Origin of the sequence: Lysobacter niastensis (assembly GCF_031457115.1) — a bacterium.
Lineage (GTDB): Bacteria > Pseudomonadota > Gammaproteobacteria > Xanthomonadales > Xanthomonadaceae > Lysobacter_J > Lysobacter_J niastensis_A.
Genome location: NZ_JAVDVY010000001.1, coordinates 825,315 through 841,127 on the forward strand (window position 1 = coordinate 825,315; position 15,813 = coordinate 841,127).

Below are 15,813 nucleotides of genomic sequence, written 5' to 3' on the forward strand. Positions count from 1 at the left end.
CGGGCCGGTCAAGGCGCCCGCTCAGGGGGCCGCCCCAGCCGTGCTGAGGGCATTGGGGGTCCAGGTGCGAATGAAGGCGAAGCAGTGCTGCGCTTCCAGCGGCCTGGCCAGCCAGTAGCCCTGGATCTCGTCGCAGCCGTGTTCGCGCAGGAACCGCATCTGGTCGACGGTCTCCACGCCCTCGGCCACCACGGTCAGGCCGAGCGAGCGGGCCATGGTGATGACCGTGCTGGTGATGGCTTCGTCTTCGGGGTCGTGGGTCAGGTCGCCGATGAACTCCTTGTCGATCTTGAGCGTGTTGATCGGCAGGCGCTTGAGATAGGCAAGGGAAGAGTAGCCCGTGCCGAAATCGTCGATGGCCAGCCCCACGCCGATCGAGCGCAACGCCTGCAGCGTGGCCGAGGTCTGCTCAGCGTTCGCCATGACCACGCTCTCGGTCAACTCCAATTGCAACTGCTCGGCGGGCACGCCGCTTTCGATGAGCGTGCGCGCGACCGTCTTGGGCAGGTTGCCGCGCAACAGTTGCAGCGCCGAGACGTTCACCGCCATGGTCAACTGGTCAAGGCCGTTATGGCGCCAGCGCTTGAGCACGCTGCAGGCTTCGCGCAGCGCCCATTCGCCGATTTCCATGATCAGGCCGCTTTCCTCGGCCAGCGGGATGAACTGCGCCGGCGATATCTCGCCGTGCTCCGGGCTGTGCCAGCGCAGCAGGGCTTCAACGCCGGTGATGCGCGAAGTCGCCAACGACAGCTTGGGCTGGAACACCAGGCGCAACTCGCCGCGATCGAGCACCTTGCGCAGCGCCGCCGAGATGGTCGCGCGGCGGCGGATCTCGACGTCCATCACTTCGTTGTAGCGCATGTACGTACGACGCCCCGCGGCCTTGGCCTGGTACATCGCGGTGTCGGCGTGCTTGAGCAGGTCGGTCGGGACCTGCGCGTGCTCGGGGTACAGGCTGATGCCGATCGAGGGCGAGATGGAAACGTCCTGTCGCTCATCGATCTCCAGCGGATCCTCGAACGCCAGCAGCAGTTCGCGCGCGATCCGCTCGGCTTCGTCTGGACTCTTCAGGTTCTCGAGCACGACCGTGAACTCGTCGCCGCCGAGTCGCGCGACGGTGTGCTCGTTGCCCACCGCGTTGAGCAAGCGCGCCGCGGTGGCGCGCAGGATGCGGTCGCCGGCGGCGTGGCCGAGCGAGTCGTTGATGTCCTTGAAACGGTCCAGGTCTAGGAACAGCACTGCGATGTGCGTGCCCTGCCGGCGCGCACGCACGATGGCGCGCGACAGCCGCTCCGACAACAGCGTGCGGTTGGGCAGGCTGGTCAGCGTGTCGTAGTTGGCCAGGTAGCGCAGTTCCTGCTCGGCGCGCTTCTGGTCGGTGATGTCGGTGAGCACAGCGACGTAATGGCTGCGCTGGCCGCTGGCGTCCTGCACGGCGCTGCCCTGCAGCCAGCACAGGAATTCGTTGCCGTCCTTGCGCTGTTGCCATATCTCGCCCGACCACCGCCCGCTGCGCTCCAACTCGCTGCGCATATGCCGGTAGAACTCCGAGTCGTGCTGCATGCTGTCGATCAGGCTCGCGGAGCGGCCAATGACTTCGGTGTCGCTGTAGCCGGTCATGCGGGTAAAGGCGGGGTTGACCGACACAAACACGAAATCGCGGTCAACCACGCATACCGCTTCGGCCATGCTGCGCAGCACTTCGCTGGAGATGCGGCGCTCACGCTCGGCGCTGCGACTGGCGGTGATGTCGCGGGCGGTACCGGCCACGCGCTTGGCCCGGCCGGCGCTGTCGCGCTCGACCACGCGGCCGCGCGCGCGCACCCAGTTCCAGCCACCCGTGGCGACGTTGCGGATGCGGTGTTCGGAAAGGAACAGCGCCGCGTCGCCGCGCAGGTGCTGGCGCAGCAATTCGCGCACGCGCGACAGGTCGTCGTGGTGTATCTCGTGCTCGTCCTCGATGTAGGTCTGCACGCCAATGTCGGGGGCCTGGCCGCTCGCATCGTCGACGCGCATGCGGTGAAGTTCGCCGCGGACGAGGTCGTAATCCCAGAACTGTTCGCCCGATGCCCACAGTGCGAGTTTCAGGCGTTCCTCGCGTTCGCGGATCTGCTCGAAGTAGCCGCGCTCGCGCTCGCGTCGCTGGTGCCAACGCCAGCTGGAGGTCGCGCCCAACCCCAGCAGGATCAGTGCCGCGGCCGTGAGCGCCAGCGGGTGGCGCCACAGCGGCGGTGCGACGAACACCGGGATCTGCAGCTCCTGCGGGTTCCACACGCCATCGCGGTTGGTCGCCTGCGCGCGGAGCGTGTAGCGGCCCGGCGGCAGCCCGGTGTAGGAGATGTCCTGTTGCGCGCCATTGTCGACCCAGCCCTGGTCGAACCCGTCCATGCGGTAGCGGTAGCGGATGTTGGCGGTGGGCGCGAAATCGAGCGCGCCGATGCGCAGGCGCAACAGGTCCGATCCGTCGGGCACATCGAGGCGGGTCGGATCCCAGAGCACGCCCGCGTCGAAGGCATCGTCCGCCCCGACGCGTGCGGACAGCAGTCGCACCGGCGGCGTGTAGCGGGAGTCGGCCATGCGCCGCGGATCGAACAGGTTGATGCCGCGCACGCCGCCCAGCACGACTCGACCGTCGCTCAGGTAGGCGACCGCTCCGCCGTTGAATTCCAGGTCCTGCAGGCCGTCGGCGAGGCCGTATGCGCGGGCCTGGTCGGTGTCGCTGTCAAAACGCAGTACCCCCGCGTCCGTACCGAGCCAGAGCCGGCCGCTGGGCGCCTCGGTAATCGAGAACACGACCGGCACCGGACGGCCGCGCAGGGCTTCACTGAGCGGATGGGCAAAGTGGATCTGCTCGCCGGGGACTTCGATCACGCGGCTCAATCCGGCGTGCGTGCCTATCCATATCGCGCCGTCGCTGGCGATGTGCACGGCGCGCACGCGGTTGCCGGCCAGGCTGTTGGCGACATCGCTGCGATGACGGAAGTGGCGCAGTTGGCCGGTGGCGGGATCGAGCAGGTCGAGGCCATCGCTGGTGCCCATCCAGATTCGCCCGCGCCGGTCCTGCGCGATGGCGTGCACGGTCGGATGGCTCAGGCCGCTGGGCTGGCCCTCGCGATAGGCGTAGCGCTGCACATGGCCGTTGCGCGGGTCATAACGCAGCGCGCCGAGATTGTTCGTGCCGAGCCACAGCGCGCCATCGCGATCCTGCGTGATCGTGCGCAGGGTGGCATCGCGGTATTCGCCCAGATCGACCTTGTCGGACCGGCGCGTACGCGGGTCGTAGCGGATCAGTCCGTTGCTGGTGGCGACCCAAAGCTGGCCGTCCCCGGCGGGCGCGAAACCCACGACGCGATGCTGTGGCGGCATCGCCAGCGATGCACTGGCATCCTCGAAACGATCCTGCTCGAGCTGGTAGCGCAACAGGCGACCGTTGTCGGTGCCCAGCCAAAGGGCGCCCTGGTCGTCCTGGATGGCGGCCCGGACGCTGTCGTCCGCGGCCGGGTTGCGGTTGCGGCCGCTGTCGAGGTCGAAGACGTAGCGGAAGCGGCTGCCGCGGGGATCGGTGATCGAGATGCCGCGGAACTGTCCGCCCACCCACAACATGCCGCTGCGATCGATCAGCAGGCTGCCGATGGATTCGTCGGGCAAGGTGGCGTCGACACCGGCCTCCTCGCGCACCGGCTCGCCGCGACCGGTCGCCGGGTCGTAGCGAAGCAATCCTTCGCCGGCGATGGCCAGCCACAGGCGGCCGTCGGGCGCCTCGGCCAGCGCGCGCACATCGAATGCACCGGCCTCGTCGTCGCCGGGCCATACACGGATCAAGCTGCGGTGGTCGCTGTGCAGGCGGTACAGGCCATCGTGGCGACCGATCCATAGCTGGCCGCGATGATCCTGTCGGAGGCTGCGCGCCGGTTCGGCCGGCCCCACGCGGTCGGCGGTACCGTTGGGCGCAATGCGGTAGAGGCCGGCATTGCTGGCGAACCAGATCGTGCCGTCGCGAGCGGCCAGCAGGTTCTGCCAGGGCGCTTCGCGGGTGGTCTGCGGGTTGAGCCTGACTACCAGCGTGCGTCGGCCGGAGGTCGCGTCGAGTCGCTCCAAACCGGCGACGGTACCGACCCAGAGGGCGCCTCGGGACGGCAGCACCGCCATCACCTGGCGGTTGGCATGCTCGCCGTCGGTGATGCTGTAGCGGCGGATCTTGCCGTTGCGAAGGTCCAGGCGGGCGACGTACTCGGAGTACGTCCCGATCCACAGTGCCTGCTCGCCTTCCACGGCCAGCGCGGTCACGAAGCTGTCCGGGAGGGTTCCCGGGTCTCGCGGGTCATGGCGGAAGGCGACGTAGCGCTGGCCGTCGTAGCGGTGCAGACCGCCCTGCGTGCCCACCCACACGAAACCTTGCCGGTCCTGCGCCAGCGCCGTCACCGTGTTCTGCGTGAGCCCGCGATCGCTGCCCAGCCGGGTGAAATAGAAATCGCGCGTGGCCGCATCCGCCCGCGGGGCAATGCCCGCAGCGATCAGGATCAGGCCCAGAAGGCCTATGGCGGAAAGGGCAGGGAAATACCGGCGCACAGCGTGCAGTGTAGGCAGGCGCTCCTATCAGCAACAAGCTCGACAGCCCGACCCGTTGCTACACTGCTGCATCCCCCCATCAGCCGCTTTGCGGCCCGCCCGTGTCCAAGACCGACGCCATGCCTGCCGAACTCCCCGCCCTGTCCGCGATCGACGCCGAAAGCCGGCGATTGGAGCTGGCGACTTCGCCCTTCGAGCTCCATGGGGCGCTTTGCGGCTGGCTGGCAGGAGGCGGCGCTTCGGTACGTGAATGGCCCGCCAAAGTGCTGGCCGACGACGCGATCGCCGCGCCGGCCGAAGGCGGCGCGCTGGATGAACTGCGCCTGGCCAGCGCCTCGCAGCTGGACGACCGCAGTTTCGACTTCGCCCTGCTTCTGCCCGACACCGAGGCGTCGCTGGCCGAGCGCAGCGGGGCCCTGTTCGAGTGGTGCCGGGGCTTTCTCGGCGCCTTCGGCCTGGCGGCCGGCAACCGGCAGAAGCTTTCCGAGGAGGGGCAGGAAGCCCTGGCCGACCTCGCCAGGCTGGCCGCCGCTCAGCCGCAGGACGAGGGCGACGAGGACGATGAAGAGGCGTTGGTGGAGATCGAGGAGTTCGTGCGCGTGGCGGTGCTGCTCCTGCACGGCGACTGCGTCCTCGCCGCGCAGCATCGCCAGCGCCTGAATTGACGGCCTGGCCTGTCCTTAAGCGATCGATCAATCCCGCTTGGACGGGAATCCGAGCAAGAGCACACCGGCCAACCCCATGACCAAACCCCTCACGACTCCCGCCAAGGCCTACGCACGCCGACGCAGGCAGCTGATGCGCATGGCCGGGGATGACGCGATCCTGGTGTTGCCCGCCGCTGTCGAGCGCATCCGCAGCCGCGATACGCATTACCCGTACCGGCAGGATTCGGACCTGCTGTATCTCACCGGATTCCCCGAGCCGGAGGCCGTGCTGGTGCTGGTGCCGGGCCGCAGGCACGGCGAGGTGATCCTGTTCTGCCGCGAGCGCGATCCCGAGCGTGAGGGCTGGGATGGCCCGCGCTTCGGTCCGGAAGGCGCGATCGAGGCGTTCGGTCTGGACGACGCCTATCCGATCACCGATCTGGACGACATCCTGCCGGGCCTACTGGAAGGCCGCTCGCGCGTGTACTACCACTTCGGGCGCGACCAGGAGTTCGACCTCAAGCTGATCGGCTGGCTCAACCGGGTGCGCGCGATGGTGCGTCAGGGCGCGCAGCCGCCGCATGAATTCCTCGAACTGGGGCACCTGCTCGACGAGCTGCGCCTGTTCAAGGACCGCGACGAACTCAAGCTGATGCAGCGTGCCGCCGATATCAGCGTGATGGCGCACCGTGCCGCGATGCGCGTGGTGCGTCCCGGCATCCGCGAGTACGAACTGCAGGCGGAGCTCGAATGCGTGTTCCGCCAGCACGATGCCGAGCCGGCGTACAGCAGCATCGTCGGCGCGGGAAGCAATGCCTGCGTGCTGCATTACCGCTCCAACAGCGCGCAGGCGCTGGACGGCGACCTGGTCCTGGTCGATGCCGGCGCGGAATACCGCGGCTATGCCTCGGACATCACCCGCACGTTTCCCGTCAACGGCCGCTTCAGCAAGGAGCAGCGCGCGCTCCACGACCTGGTCGGTGCGGCGCAGGCCGCCGCGTTGGCGCAGGCGCGCCCCGGCGTCGCTTACGAGGCCGGCCATGTCGCCGCTGTCGAGACGCTGACCGAGGGCCTGCTCAAGCTGGGCCTGCTCAAGGGGCGCCTGGAAAAGAACCTGGCCGATGGCAGTTACAAGCGCTTCTACCGGCACAAGACCGGTCACTGGCTGGGCCTGGATGTCCACGACGTCGGCGAGTACCGCATCGATGGCGAATCGCGCCTGCTCGAGCCGGGCATGGTGTTCACGATCGAACCGGGCCTCTATGTGTCCGAGAACGATGAGACCGTCGATGCAAAGTGGCGAGGCATCGGCATCCGCACCGAGGACGACGTGCTGGTGACGCGCGACGGCTGCGAGGTCCTGACCGATGCGCTGGCCCGCAGCGCCGAGGAAATCGAGGAATACATGGCCGCTGGCGCCTAGCCAGGCCCGGCCAACCGCGCATGCCATGTCGACATGCGCGGTCAGGCGATCACGCGACTTCGGCGAAACCTTCGCGGGTCAGGTTGAGCGGCGCGGCTTCTGTGCAGACCACATCGTCCTCGATGCGGATGCCGCCGAACGGCTTGAACGCGTCCACGCGCGCCCAGTTGATGCTGTCGCCGTGGCCGTTCTTCTTCACCTCGTCGAGCAGCATGTCGATGAAGTAGATGCCCGGCTCGATGGTGACGACCATCCCTGGTTCCAGCTCGCGGGTCAGTCGCAGGTAAGGGTGTCCGTCGGGCTTGGCGATGGTGCCGCCTTCGTCGGACGCGGCGAAGCCGGCGACCTCATGCACCTGCAGGCCGATGCCGTGGCCGATGCCATGCGGGAAGAAAGCGCTGCTGACGCCGGTCGCGAGCGCGGTTTCCGGCGAGACCTTGATGACGCCGAAGTTCCACAGGATGCCGGCCAGCGCCAGGTGCGCGTCGACATGGATCTGCTTGTAGTCGACGCCGGCACGGACCTGGTCGCACATGCGCAGCTGCGCCGCGTCGACGGCGTCGATCATCGCCTGGAACTCCTGGCCGGCATCCAGCGCGTAGGTGCGCGTGATGTCGCAGGCGTAGCCGTGGTGGCTGGCGCCGGCATCGATCAGGAAACTGCGCACCTGCCGGGGCGGCACCACGTCGCGTTCGGTGTAGTGCAACACCGCGCTGTGCTCGTTGAGCGCGATGATGTTGTTGTACGGCAGCTCGGCCAGATCCTGGCCGGCGGCCTGGCAGTAGACCAGGTGGATGCCGAATTCGCTCGCGCCGGCGCGGAACGCGCGCTCGGCGGCACGATGCGCGCGCACGCCACGGCGCGTGGCCTCGCGCATCATCGCGATCTCATAGGGCGTCTTGTAGGCGCGGTGGTACTCCAGGTAGTTCACCACCGCGACCGGGTTGTTCGGAACGTACTGGTCCAGCGTGCTTTGCGGCTCGCCCAGGATCGCGCAGCGCGCGACGTTGGCGGGCAGGTGCTGCAGCGCTTCCTCGGGCCGGCGGATCACGACGATGTCGAAATGCTCGACCCAGTAGCCGCTCGGCGCCGACGGCACGACATGCCAATAATCGAACGGCTGCAGGAAGATCAGCTTCGGTTTCTGGCCGGGCGTGACCACCAGCCAACTGCCCGGGGCCTTGGTCAGCGGCAGCCAGGCCTTGAACTGCGGGTTCACCGCGTACGGATAGTCGCGGTCGTCGAACACGTGGTAGTGCAGCGTGCCGCTGGGCACGACCAGGTGGTCGAAGCCGCCGCGCTCCAGCGCCAGCGCGGTGCGGCGCTGCAGTTCGACAACGTGCTGCGGGTAGAGGGCGGAAACGGTGCTGGGAAGGGTCATCGCATGAGCGGCCTGGCGGAATCAGCCGCATTTTGCCGCAAATCGCCCCGGCCTATTTTGCCGAGGGCGGTATTGCAGGGACGGTTTATTCGTAGACCGCGCCAGGGGCGTCCAGCCACTGCCGCAACTGCAGCATCTGGCTTTCCAGCATCGTGATGAAGCGGAACCCGGTCCAGGTCTGGCCGGGCGCGCTCGCGTCGTCCTGCCAGAGCAGGTGTGCACCGACTTCGATCGGCAGGGCGCGGTCCGGTGCCTGGTACAGGTTGAAGCGGAATTGGTAGAGGCCGTCATCGACCAGCGGGGCGCTGGCGATCAGCAGCATGCCCGTCTCGGAGAGGTTGCCGAGGTGGCCGACGACGTTGTCGGTCATCGTATCGACGACCTGGATGGTTTCCGGCACCTTGCGGCGACGGACCCGGCGGAACTCGTCCATCATGCGGTGGTCTCCTCGGCCGGGCCGAGGCCGGCGAAGTTGCGCAGAGCGTTCACCGCGGCATGCCAGGCGCGGTCGACCAAGCGACCCTTGTCGGCGGTGACGATGTGGGCCTGCCCCGCGGCAAGCATGCGAGCCAGGCTGTCCAGCGATTGCTCGCCGACGCGTTGGCCGCGCTGGTTGACGAACAGGGCGTTATCGGTGACCGGGCTGTACCACGACAAGCGCCGACGGGTGACGTCGCCCTGCTGGTTGGTGACGAATTCGAACCACGTGCCGAACGGCAGCGCGCGCAGCTGGTCGTAGCAGCGCTGCTCGTGCTCGCTGCGGGGCGCCGGGACCTTCTTCGACGGACCGGTGTCCTCGCCCAAGCGGCCACGCGCCTTGAGCTTCATCGCCAGTTCCGTGCGCGACGCCGGATCGTCATCGTCGGGGTTGACGCCTGTGGTCAGGCGGCTAGCGATGGCGGCAGCTTCGTCGGCGTGATAGCCGACCAGGCCCAGCGCATGTTCCACCTTGGCGCCCAAGCCTCCTGGCACCTTGCCGCTGCGACCGCCGATCGTGGCCAGCACGATCTGGCGCGTCATTTCCTGGTGCTGCTTCCACTCCGACGATTCCTCGCCATGGCGCAGCAGGATCAGGGTCAGCACGTCGGCCCAGGCCTGGCTGAGCAGCGAGCGTGCGAAGCGCGGCACCTGCTGTCCCTGCGTCGCCGATACGATCTCCTCGGCAGCGCGGTGCTTGGCCAGTTCAAGCTTTTCCTTGCCGCGTGCCGCCTCGACGTGGCGGCGCTCGGTGACCTCGGCCTTGCGCGCCATGGCGCGCAGGTGTTGCTGCAGGCGCTGGTTGGCGGCTTCGAAGACGGTGGTGTCGCCGTGGTAATTCTCCACGACATGGTCTACGGCGCGCCGCAGTTGCTCGTCCAGTTGCGGGTCGGCCTCGTCCTCGGACATCCAGCTGGCGCCGGACTCTGCCACGGTGTTGAGCAACTGACGGGCCGGATGGCGCTGCTGCACGAAGAACGAACGGTCGAGCAGCGCCGCGCGCAACAGCGGTACCTGCAGGCGGTTCAGCAGGACGCTGGCGTTGCTGTCCTCGTGCAACTCATGCTGGATGGCCGAGTACAACATGCCCAGCAATTCGAAGGTGTCGTTGTCCTCGCGCGACAGCGCGGCAGGCTCGCCGTGCCGCTTGAGGCTCTGTGCGAGCAGTGCCTGCCGCACGTCGGACAGGTTGCGCGGCTGCACGCCGCTATTGGCCGCGTCGCCCTGGAAATTGCCCAGCGTCGCGATGACCTCGGCGGTCGGAATGGCCTTGGCGTTTTCCGTCCGTCGGCCCGGGCGGAGCTTGCCCAGCAGGTCGTGGCGGCCCGACAGCAACTGTTGCAGTAGCGCGATCGCCGCCCCTTCGTCGGCATCGTGGGAGCGATCGTTCTGGCCTTGCCAGGCGGTGTGGGGGCGCGGTCCGATTCGGGGCGGGGCGACCACGCCTTCGGCATTGAGCGCCAGACGCTCCTCGCGACGCGTCCGCGCGCTTTCCATCTGCGCCTGCGTCGTAGGCCGGGCCCGGATCGGCACGAAAGCGAGACTGGGCAACACGTTTTCCCGCGCCAGCAGCGCGTTCATCGTGTCGACCATCTGCGCATAGCCGTTCAGGACATGGCGGTCGAAGGTGCGGAACAGCAGCAACCTTTGCTCCATGCCGATCTGCAGGGTGTGGCTGGCGTCGCCGAGGATGCTGCACACGGAGTGCGGGCCGACCGGCAGTCGATCGGCCTCGAACGCCGGCGCGCCGCCGAGCACGCCGAAGCGCTGGCCGAGCAGGTGCAATCCGAGGCTGGCGCGGGAGGTGTGGCGGGCGGCGATGCCGCGCAGCACGCTGCCCTCGTCCATCTCGTTGTCTTCGACCAGGCGCAGGTCGCGGAAGGTCGGCACGGTGCGCGGATCGAGGACCTCCGGGAGCATGATCGGGTCGCGCACGCGGGTGAGCGCGGCCTCCAGTCCCATCAGGTAGTGCGGCACCAGGTCGGCGCGGTTCAGGCGAACGATCCGCAGCGTCTCGAAATGCAGCGACTGCTGCGCGGGGTTGCGTGCGTGGTCGGCCTGTCGGAACAGTTGCTGTTCGAACTCGCCGAGCATGCGCTCGAGCTGGCGCGCCATCTCATCGGAGACCAGGGCGTACAGATGTTCCAGCACGCGCCGTACCCGCCGCGGAAGCGCTGCCGTTGCGAGCGTGGGCCTGACGACGGTGGAGCCGAGCGGTTCGAACATAGCGTGTAGGGGCCTGCGCGGGACCTTTGGCGACGATCTAAACATGCCTGACAGCCGTCTGCCAGACCCGTCGGCGGCCGGCCTCTAGGTAAAAGCGTCGCCTCGCCGGGCAATCGGCCAGGCTCCAGGACCCGGCTCAGCCCGGTTCAGGCCTAAGAATCGAGGAATAGGGACACGACGTCGTTGGTGAAGCGCCGCCCCAACTCGGTCGGACGAATGCGACCGGCGGTGTCCTGCGCCAGCCAGCCGGCAGCGGCGGCCTGCCGCAGCCCCGGCTCGATCGCCTCGCGGCGCAAGCCGGTGCGGGCTTCGAATTCGCCGGCGGTGAAGCCGTCGACCAGCCGCAGCGCATTGAGCATGTACTCGAACGGACGTCGTTCCGGGTCGATCCGTTCGTCGCCGCCGATCGCGCCGGGATGCCCGGCCTGGACCAGGTACTGGCCGGGGTGCTTGACCTTCCAGCGACGCAGCACCGTCTGCTCGGCGCCGAGCGTCAGCTTGCCGTGGGCTCCGGCGCCAATGCCGAGGTAATCGCCGTAGCGCCAATAGTTGAGGTTGTGCGCACATTGCCGGCCCGCACGCGCGTAGGCGCTGACCTCGTACTGCGCGTAGCCGGCCTGTGCCAGCAGGGTCTGGCAATGCTCCTGCATATCCCAGCTGGCATCGTCGTCCGGAATTCCCGCCGGCGGGCGCGCGGCGAACATCGTGTTCGGCTCCAGCGTCAGCTGGTAATGGCTAATGTGCGCAGGCTCCAAGGCGAAGGCGCGCTTGAGATCCCGCTCGGCCATGGCCAGTGTCTGCTGCGGCAGCGCGTACATCAGGTCGAGGTTGAGATTGTCGAAGCCGGCATCCTGCGCCAGCTTCACCGCGGCTTCCGCCTCGCCGCTGTCGTGGATGCGGCCCAGCCGTTGCAGGCAACCGTCGTCGAAGCTCTGGATGCCGAAACTGAGCCTGTTCACGCCGGCGCTGCGGTACAACTCGAAGCGCCCGTGCTCTGCAGTTCCCGGATTGGTTTCCAGCGTGATCTCGCAGCCCGGCGCGAAGCGCAGCCTTGAGCTGGCGCCCTGCAGGATGCGGTCGATGAATTCCGGCGGAAACAGACTGGGCGTGCCGCCGCCGAAGAACACTGAGTGCACTGTGCGGCCCCAGGCCAGGGGCAGGTCGAAGTCGAGGTCGGCCAGCAGGGCGTCGACATAGGCGTCGTACGGCAGCGCGCCGCGACCCTCGTGCGAGTTGAAGTCGCAATACGGACATTTGCGCACGCACCAGGGCAGATGCACGTAGAGCGATAGCGGTGGCGTAGTCAGGGACACGACGTAATCAGATGAAGGAAGTCAGGCGGTGTCAGGCACGATGAACGTGCCGATGTGGCGTTCGGACAGCGTCAATGCGTCGCCTTGGGCATCGATCTGCGCGTAACGGGAATGCTGGTGCTGCTGGAATGCAGTGTAGTCCTGCACGTCGCGCCAGTGGTCCAGCGTCAGGTAATGACCGTGGCGTTCGCCTCGCAGCAGATCGGTGCGCAGGTAGCCGGGTTGCTCCCGGAACAGCCGCACCCATGCGCCGTGTTCGCCGTACAGCTGCTCGAACGCGGCTTCCATGCCGAGCCGCACTTCGTATTCCCAGACGGTCACGAACATGGCAGTTATTCCGGGGCCGGCAGCTTTGCGCGCAATGCCGCCAGGGCGCGGCCGCGGTGGCTGATGCGGTTCTTGCGTTGCGCATCCAGTTCGGCGGCGCTGATGCCCAGCTCGGGATCGAAGAACACCGGGTCGTAGCCGAAGCCGCCGTCGCCGCGGCGCTCGTGCAGGATCCGTCCGGACCAGACGCCTTCGGCGATGAGCGGCTGCGGATCCTCGGCATGCCGAAGCAGCACGATCACCGCGTAGAAGTGCGCGCCGCGCTGCGCCTCCGGCACGTCGCGAAGCGCATCGAGCAGTTTGTCGATGTTGGCCCCGGCATTGCCGTGGATGCCGGCATAGCGCGCCGAATACAGTCCGGGCGCGCCACCGAGCGCATCCACGCAAAGCCCCGAGTCGTCGCCCAATGCCGGCATTCCGGATTCGCGCGCTGCCTTGCGTGCCTTCAGTAGTGCGTTCTCGACGAAGCTCAGTCCGGTCTCGTCGGCATCGCCGATGCCGAGTTCTCCCTGTGTGACGAACTCGATCCCGCTGTCGCCGAACATCTCGCGGAACTCGCGCAGCTTCCCGGCGTTGCTGCTGGCGATCACCCATTTCATCGGGACGGTCATGCAGCAGGCTCCAGCAGATCCCAACGATTGCCGTACAGGTCTTCGAACACCGCCACGGTGCCGTATGCCTCGCGGCGCGGAGCCTCGAGGAAACGCACGCCGCGTGCGATCATCGCAGCGTGATCACGATCGAAGTCGTCGGTGTGCAGGAAGAAACCGACGCGACCGCCGGTCTGGTCGCCGATCCGCGCGCGCTGCGTGTCGTCATCGGCTTGCGCCAGCAGCAGCGCGGTTTCACTGGCGCCGCGCGGCGCGACGCGTACCCAGCGCTTGCCGCCGCCCAGCGCGGTGTCTTCGAGCAGCGCAAAGCCCAGCGCGCCGGTATAGAAGGCGATTGCCTCGTCGTAGTTGCGTACGACCAGGGTGATGTAGGCGATGCTCTGCTTCATGGTCTGCAATCTATGGAGAGCATGGGGCGGGCCTTGGCCCGCCATCGAACGTCGCGATCAGAGGGGCGGGTCAAGCCCCGTTCCTACGCGAGCGCTTCGCGTTGCTTGGCGATCAGCTCGGCGATGCCGGCCTCGGCCAGGTCCGTCAGCGCCTGCAGTTCATCGCGGCGGAAGGCATGCCCCTCGGCCGTGCCCTGCAGCTCGATGAAGCCGCCGCCGTCGTTCATCACCACGTTCATGTCGGTGTCGCAGTCGCTGTCCTCGGCGTAGTCGAGGTCGATCACCGGCACGCCGCGATAGATGCCGACCGACACAGCCGCCACCGCGCCGAAGATCGGGTCGCGGGAGATCTCCTTGCGCGCCCGCAGCCAGCGCACCGCATCGACCAGGGCGACGTAGGCGCCGGTGATGGCCGCGGTCCGGGTGCCGCCATCGGCCTGCAGCACGTCGCAGTCCAGCGTGATGGTGCGCTCGCCCAGCAGTTTGCGGTCGATGCAGGCGCGCAGCGAGCGGCCGATCAGGCGCTGGATCTCCAGCGTGCGGCCTCCCTGCTTGCCGCGTGCGGCTTCGCGATCGGAGCGCGAATGCGTGGCCCGCGGCAGCATGCCGTATTCGGCGGTGACCCAGCCCTCGCCCTTGCCGCGCAGGAACGGCGGGACCTTGTTGTCGACGCTGGCGGTGCACAGCACGCGGGTTTCGCCGAAGCTGACCAGCACCGAGCCCTCGGCGTGATGGGTGTAGCCGCGCTCGATGCGAACCTCGCGCATCTGGGCCGGGGAACGGCCGCTGGGGCGGGCGACGGTGCCCGCGGTGGAGCCGGCGGAAGAGGCGGTCATGGCCATGGGTACCGTTCTGAGGGCGCGCGAGTTTACCATTCGCCCCCTGTTGGCCTTGGATTTCCTGATGATCCGCAGCATGACCGCCTTCGCCAATGGCGAGCGCACAACACCCTGGGGTGCGCTCGGCTGCGAGCTGCGCTCGGTCAACCACCGCTTCCTGGAGCTGGGCGTACGCCTGCCCGAGGAGCTGCGCGTGCTCGAACCGGTGCTGCGCGAGCGTGTCGCCGCGCGGGTGGCGCGCGGCAAGCTGGACCTGACCCTGCGACTGCGCGCGCCGGAAGGCGAGGGCGCCCTCCAACTCAATCCGACCCGCCTGCGCGAGTTGAGCGAGCTGGCCCTGGACATGGAGGCGCGCTTCCCGCGTCTGCGCACCGGGTTCACCGAACTGTTGCAGTTCCCGGGCGTGCTGCAGGCGCCCTCGGCCGATCCGGTCGAACTCCAGGCGCAGGCGCTGGCGTTGCTGGACCAGGTGCTCGACGAGTTCGTGGCCTCGAGAGAGCGCGAGGGCGCCAAGCTGGCCGCGGTGATCAATGAACGTATCGACGGCATTGCCTCGATCGCGCGCGACGTGCGCACAATGATGCCGGCGATCCGCACCGGCCAGCGCGTCAAGCTGGAAACGCGGCTGGCCGACCTGGCGCAGCCGCTGGACCAGGGCCGGCTCGAGCAGGAACTGGTGCTGTTCCTGCAGAAACTCGACGTCGAGGAGGAGCTCGACCGCCTCGATGCCCATGTCGGCGAAGCACGGCGCGTGCTCAAGCTGAAGGAGGCCGTCGGGCGCCGGCTAGACTTCCTGCTGCAGGAGTTCAATCGCGAGGCCAATACCCTGGGCTCCAAGTCCGTCGACTCGCGCAGTTCCGCGGCGGCGGTGGAACTGAAGGTGCTGATCGACCAGGTCCGCGAGCAGATCCAGAACATCGAGTGACACGTAAGCCCCTCCTTCTCCCGCATGCTGGAGAAGGGAGCAGCAGAGCTTAAAAACAGGAATATTGATGCGCGGAACCCTCTTCATCGTCGCGGCCCCGTCGGGCGCCGGCAAATCCAGCATCGTCAACGCGGTGCTTGCGCGCGATCCGAACATCTGCCTGTCGATCTCGTTCACCTCGCGCCAGCCGCGGCCGGGCGAGCGCCACGCCGAGCATTACCACTTCGTCAGCGCGCAGGAATTCGAGGCGATGGTCGAGGCCGGCGATTTCTTCGAGTCCGCGCGCGTGCATGGCGACTGGAAGGGCACCGCCCGTCAGTCGGTCGAGCCGCAGCTCGCAACGGGCAAGGACGTGCTGCTGGAAATCGACTGGCAAGGCGCGCGCCAGGTGCGGTCCAAGGTCCCCGACGCGGTGAGCGTGTTCATCCTGCCGCCGTCGCGCGAGGCGCTGGAGCAACGCATGCAAAGCCGCGGGCAGGACAGCGAGGAAGTGATCGCACAGCGCCTGGCGGCCGCCCGCGAGGAGATGTCGCATTACGGCGAATTCGACTACGTGATCGTCAACGAGCACTTCCCGGTCGCCGTCGACGAGATGTGCGCGATCTTCACCGCCAGCCGGCTCCGCCGCGACCAGCAGGTCGCCCGGCATTCGCGCCTGATCACGGCCCTGCTCGCCTAGGGCGGGT

13 protein-coding genes are annotated in these 15,813 nt (G+C 67.9%); 4 read left to right on the forward strand and 9 right to left on the reverse strand.

Translation table 11 applies throughout. The annotated features are described in order from the left end of the window. Positions 1 to 21 precede the first annotated feature (21 nt). A complete protein-coding gene (locus J2X06_RS03805; RefSeq protein ID WP_310058464.1) occupies positions 22 to 4,569 on the reverse strand; it encodes an EAL domain-containing protein in 4,548 nt (1,515 codons plus the stop codon). A 119-nt stretch (positions 4,570 to 4,688) separates the two neighbouring features. On the opposite strand from J2X06_RS03805, the gene J2X06_RS03810 reads away from it, so the two are divergent. Beyond that, the gene (locus J2X06_RS03810; protein ID WP_310058466.1) at positions 4,689 to 5,234 is read left to right on the forward strand and encodes a UPF0149 family protein; all 546 of its coding nucleotides are present in this window, start codon (positions 4,689 to 4,691) and stop codon (positions 5,232 to 5,234) included. A gap of 76 nt (positions 5,235 to 5,310) precedes the next feature. Next, a complete protein-coding gene (locus J2X06_RS03815) occupies positions 5,311 to 6,639 on the forward strand; it encodes an aminopeptidase P N-terminal domain-containing protein (protein ID WP_310058469.1) in 1,329 nt (442 codons plus the stop codon). Positions 6,640 to 6,688: 49 nt separating this feature from the next. On the opposite strand, the gene pepQ is transcribed toward J2X06_RS03815, so the two are convergent. The 8 genes from pepQ to rph form a co-directional block, all read right to left on the reverse strand. Beyond that, positions 6,689 to 8,020: a Xaa-Pro dipeptidase gene (gene pepQ / locus J2X06_RS03820; protein WP_310058472.1), complete on the reverse strand. Its 1,332-nt coding sequence runs from the start codon at positions 8,018 to 8,020 to the stop codon at positions 6,689 to 6,691. Positions 8,021 to 8,105: 85 nt separating this feature from the next. Further along, entirely contained in the window at positions 8,106 to 8,456 is a 351-nt protein-coding gene (locus J2X06_RS03825) for a PilZ domain-containing protein (protein ID WP_310058475.1), read from the reverse strand. Next, on the reverse strand, positions 8,453 to 10,768 hold the full coding sequence (locus tag J2X06_RS03830; protein ID WP_310058478.1) for a DUF1631 domain-containing protein: 2,316 nt from the start codon (positions 10,766 to 10,768) through the stop codon (positions 8,453 to 8,455). The genes J2X06_RS03825 and J2X06_RS03830 overlap by 4 nt, the downstream gene beginning before the upstream one ends. A gap of 107 nt (positions 10,769 to 10,875) precedes the next feature. After that, positions 10,876 to 12,036, reverse strand: a complete 1,161-nt coding sequence (gene hemW, locus J2X06_RS03835) for a radical SAM family heme chaperone HemW (protein WP_310058480.1) — start codon at positions 12,034 to 12,036, stop codon at positions 10,876 to 10,878. 21 nt (positions 12,037 to 12,057) lie between these two features. Further along, entirely contained in the window at positions 12,058 to 12,363 is a 306-nt protein-coding gene (locus J2X06_RS03840; RefSeq protein ID WP_310058483.1) for an antibiotic biosynthesis monooxygenase family protein, read from the reverse strand. Between the two features lie 5 nt (positions 12,364 to 12,368). Then, a complete protein-coding gene (gene rdgB, locus J2X06_RS03845) occupies positions 12,369 to 12,962 on the reverse strand; it encodes an RdgB/HAM1 family non-canonical purine NTP pyrophosphatase (protein ID WP_310061218.1) in 594 nt (197 codons plus the stop codon). A gap of 8 nt (positions 12,963 to 12,970) precedes the next feature. Continuing rightward, complete coding sequence (locus tag J2X06_RS03850; RefSeq protein ID WP_310058487.1) at positions 12,971 to 13,363, reverse strand: VOC family protein; 393 nt, start codon at positions 13,361 to 13,363, stop codon at positions 12,971 to 12,973. Between the two features lie 83 nt (positions 13,364 to 13,446). Next, entirely contained in the window at positions 13,447 to 14,199 is a 753-nt protein-coding gene (rph, locus tag J2X06_RS03855; protein WP_310058489.1) for a ribonuclease PH, read from the reverse strand. A 67-nt stretch (positions 14,200 to 14,266) separates the two neighbouring features. On the opposite strand from rph, the gene J2X06_RS03860 reads away from it, so the two are divergent. Further along, positions 14,267 to 15,127, forward strand: a complete 861-nt coding sequence (locus J2X06_RS03860; protein WP_310058492.1) for a YicC/YloC family endoribonuclease — start codon at positions 14,267 to 14,269, stop codon at positions 15,125 to 15,127. A gap of 67 nt (positions 15,128 to 15,194) precedes the next feature. Next, positions 15,195 to 15,806 carry a guanylate kinase gene (gmk, locus tag J2X06_RS03865; RefSeq protein ID WP_310058494.1) on the forward strand — a complete coding sequence of 204 codons (612 nt, stop codon included), beginning with the start codon at positions 15,195 to 15,197 and terminating at the stop codon, positions 15,804 to 15,806. Positions 15,807 to 15,813 lie beyond the last annotated feature (7 nt).

Coding starts and splice junctions, on each gene's coding strand:
- J2X06_RS03825 (WP_310058475.1), bottom strand. CDS start 8,456: ATGATGGACGAGTTCCGCCGGGTCCGTCGCCGCAAGGTGCCGGAAACC.
- J2X06_RS03810 (WP_310058466.1), top strand. CDS start 4,689: ATGCCTGCCGAACTCCCCGCCCTGTCCGCGATCGACGCCGAAAGCCGG.
- gmk (WP_310058494.1), top strand. CDS start 15,195: ATGCGCGGAACCCTCTTCATCGTCGCGGCCCCGTCGGGCGCCGGCAAA.
- rph (WP_310058489.1), bottom strand. CDS start 14,199: ATGACCGCCTCTTCCGCCGGCTCCACCGCGGGCACCGTCGCCCGCCCC.
- J2X06_RS03840 (WP_310058483.1), bottom strand. CDS start 12,363: ATGTTCGTGACCGTCTGGGAATACGAAGTGCGGCTCGGCATGGAAGCC.
- J2X06_RS03860 (WP_310058492.1), top strand. CDS start 14,267: ATGATCCGCAGCATGACCGCCTTCGCCAATGGCGAGCGCACAACACCC.
- pepQ (WP_310058472.1), bottom strand. CDS start 8,020: ATGACCCTTCCCAGCACCGTTTCCGCCCTCTACCCGCAGCACGTTGTC.
- J2X06_RS03850 (WP_310058487.1), bottom strand. CDS start 13,363: ATGAAGCAGAGCATCGCCTACATCACCCTGGTCGTACGCAACTACGAC.
- J2X06_RS03830 (WP_310058478.1), bottom strand. CDS start 10,768: ATGTTTAGATCGTCGCCAAAGGTCCCGCGCAGGCCCCTACACGCTATG.
- rdgB (WP_310061218.1), bottom strand. CDS start 12,962: ATGAAATGGGTGATCGCCAGCAGCAACGCCGGGAAGCTGCGCGAGTTC.
- J2X06_RS03815 (WP_310058469.1), top strand. CDS start 5,311: ATGACCAAACCCCTCACGACTCCCGCCAAGGCCTACGCACGCCGACGC.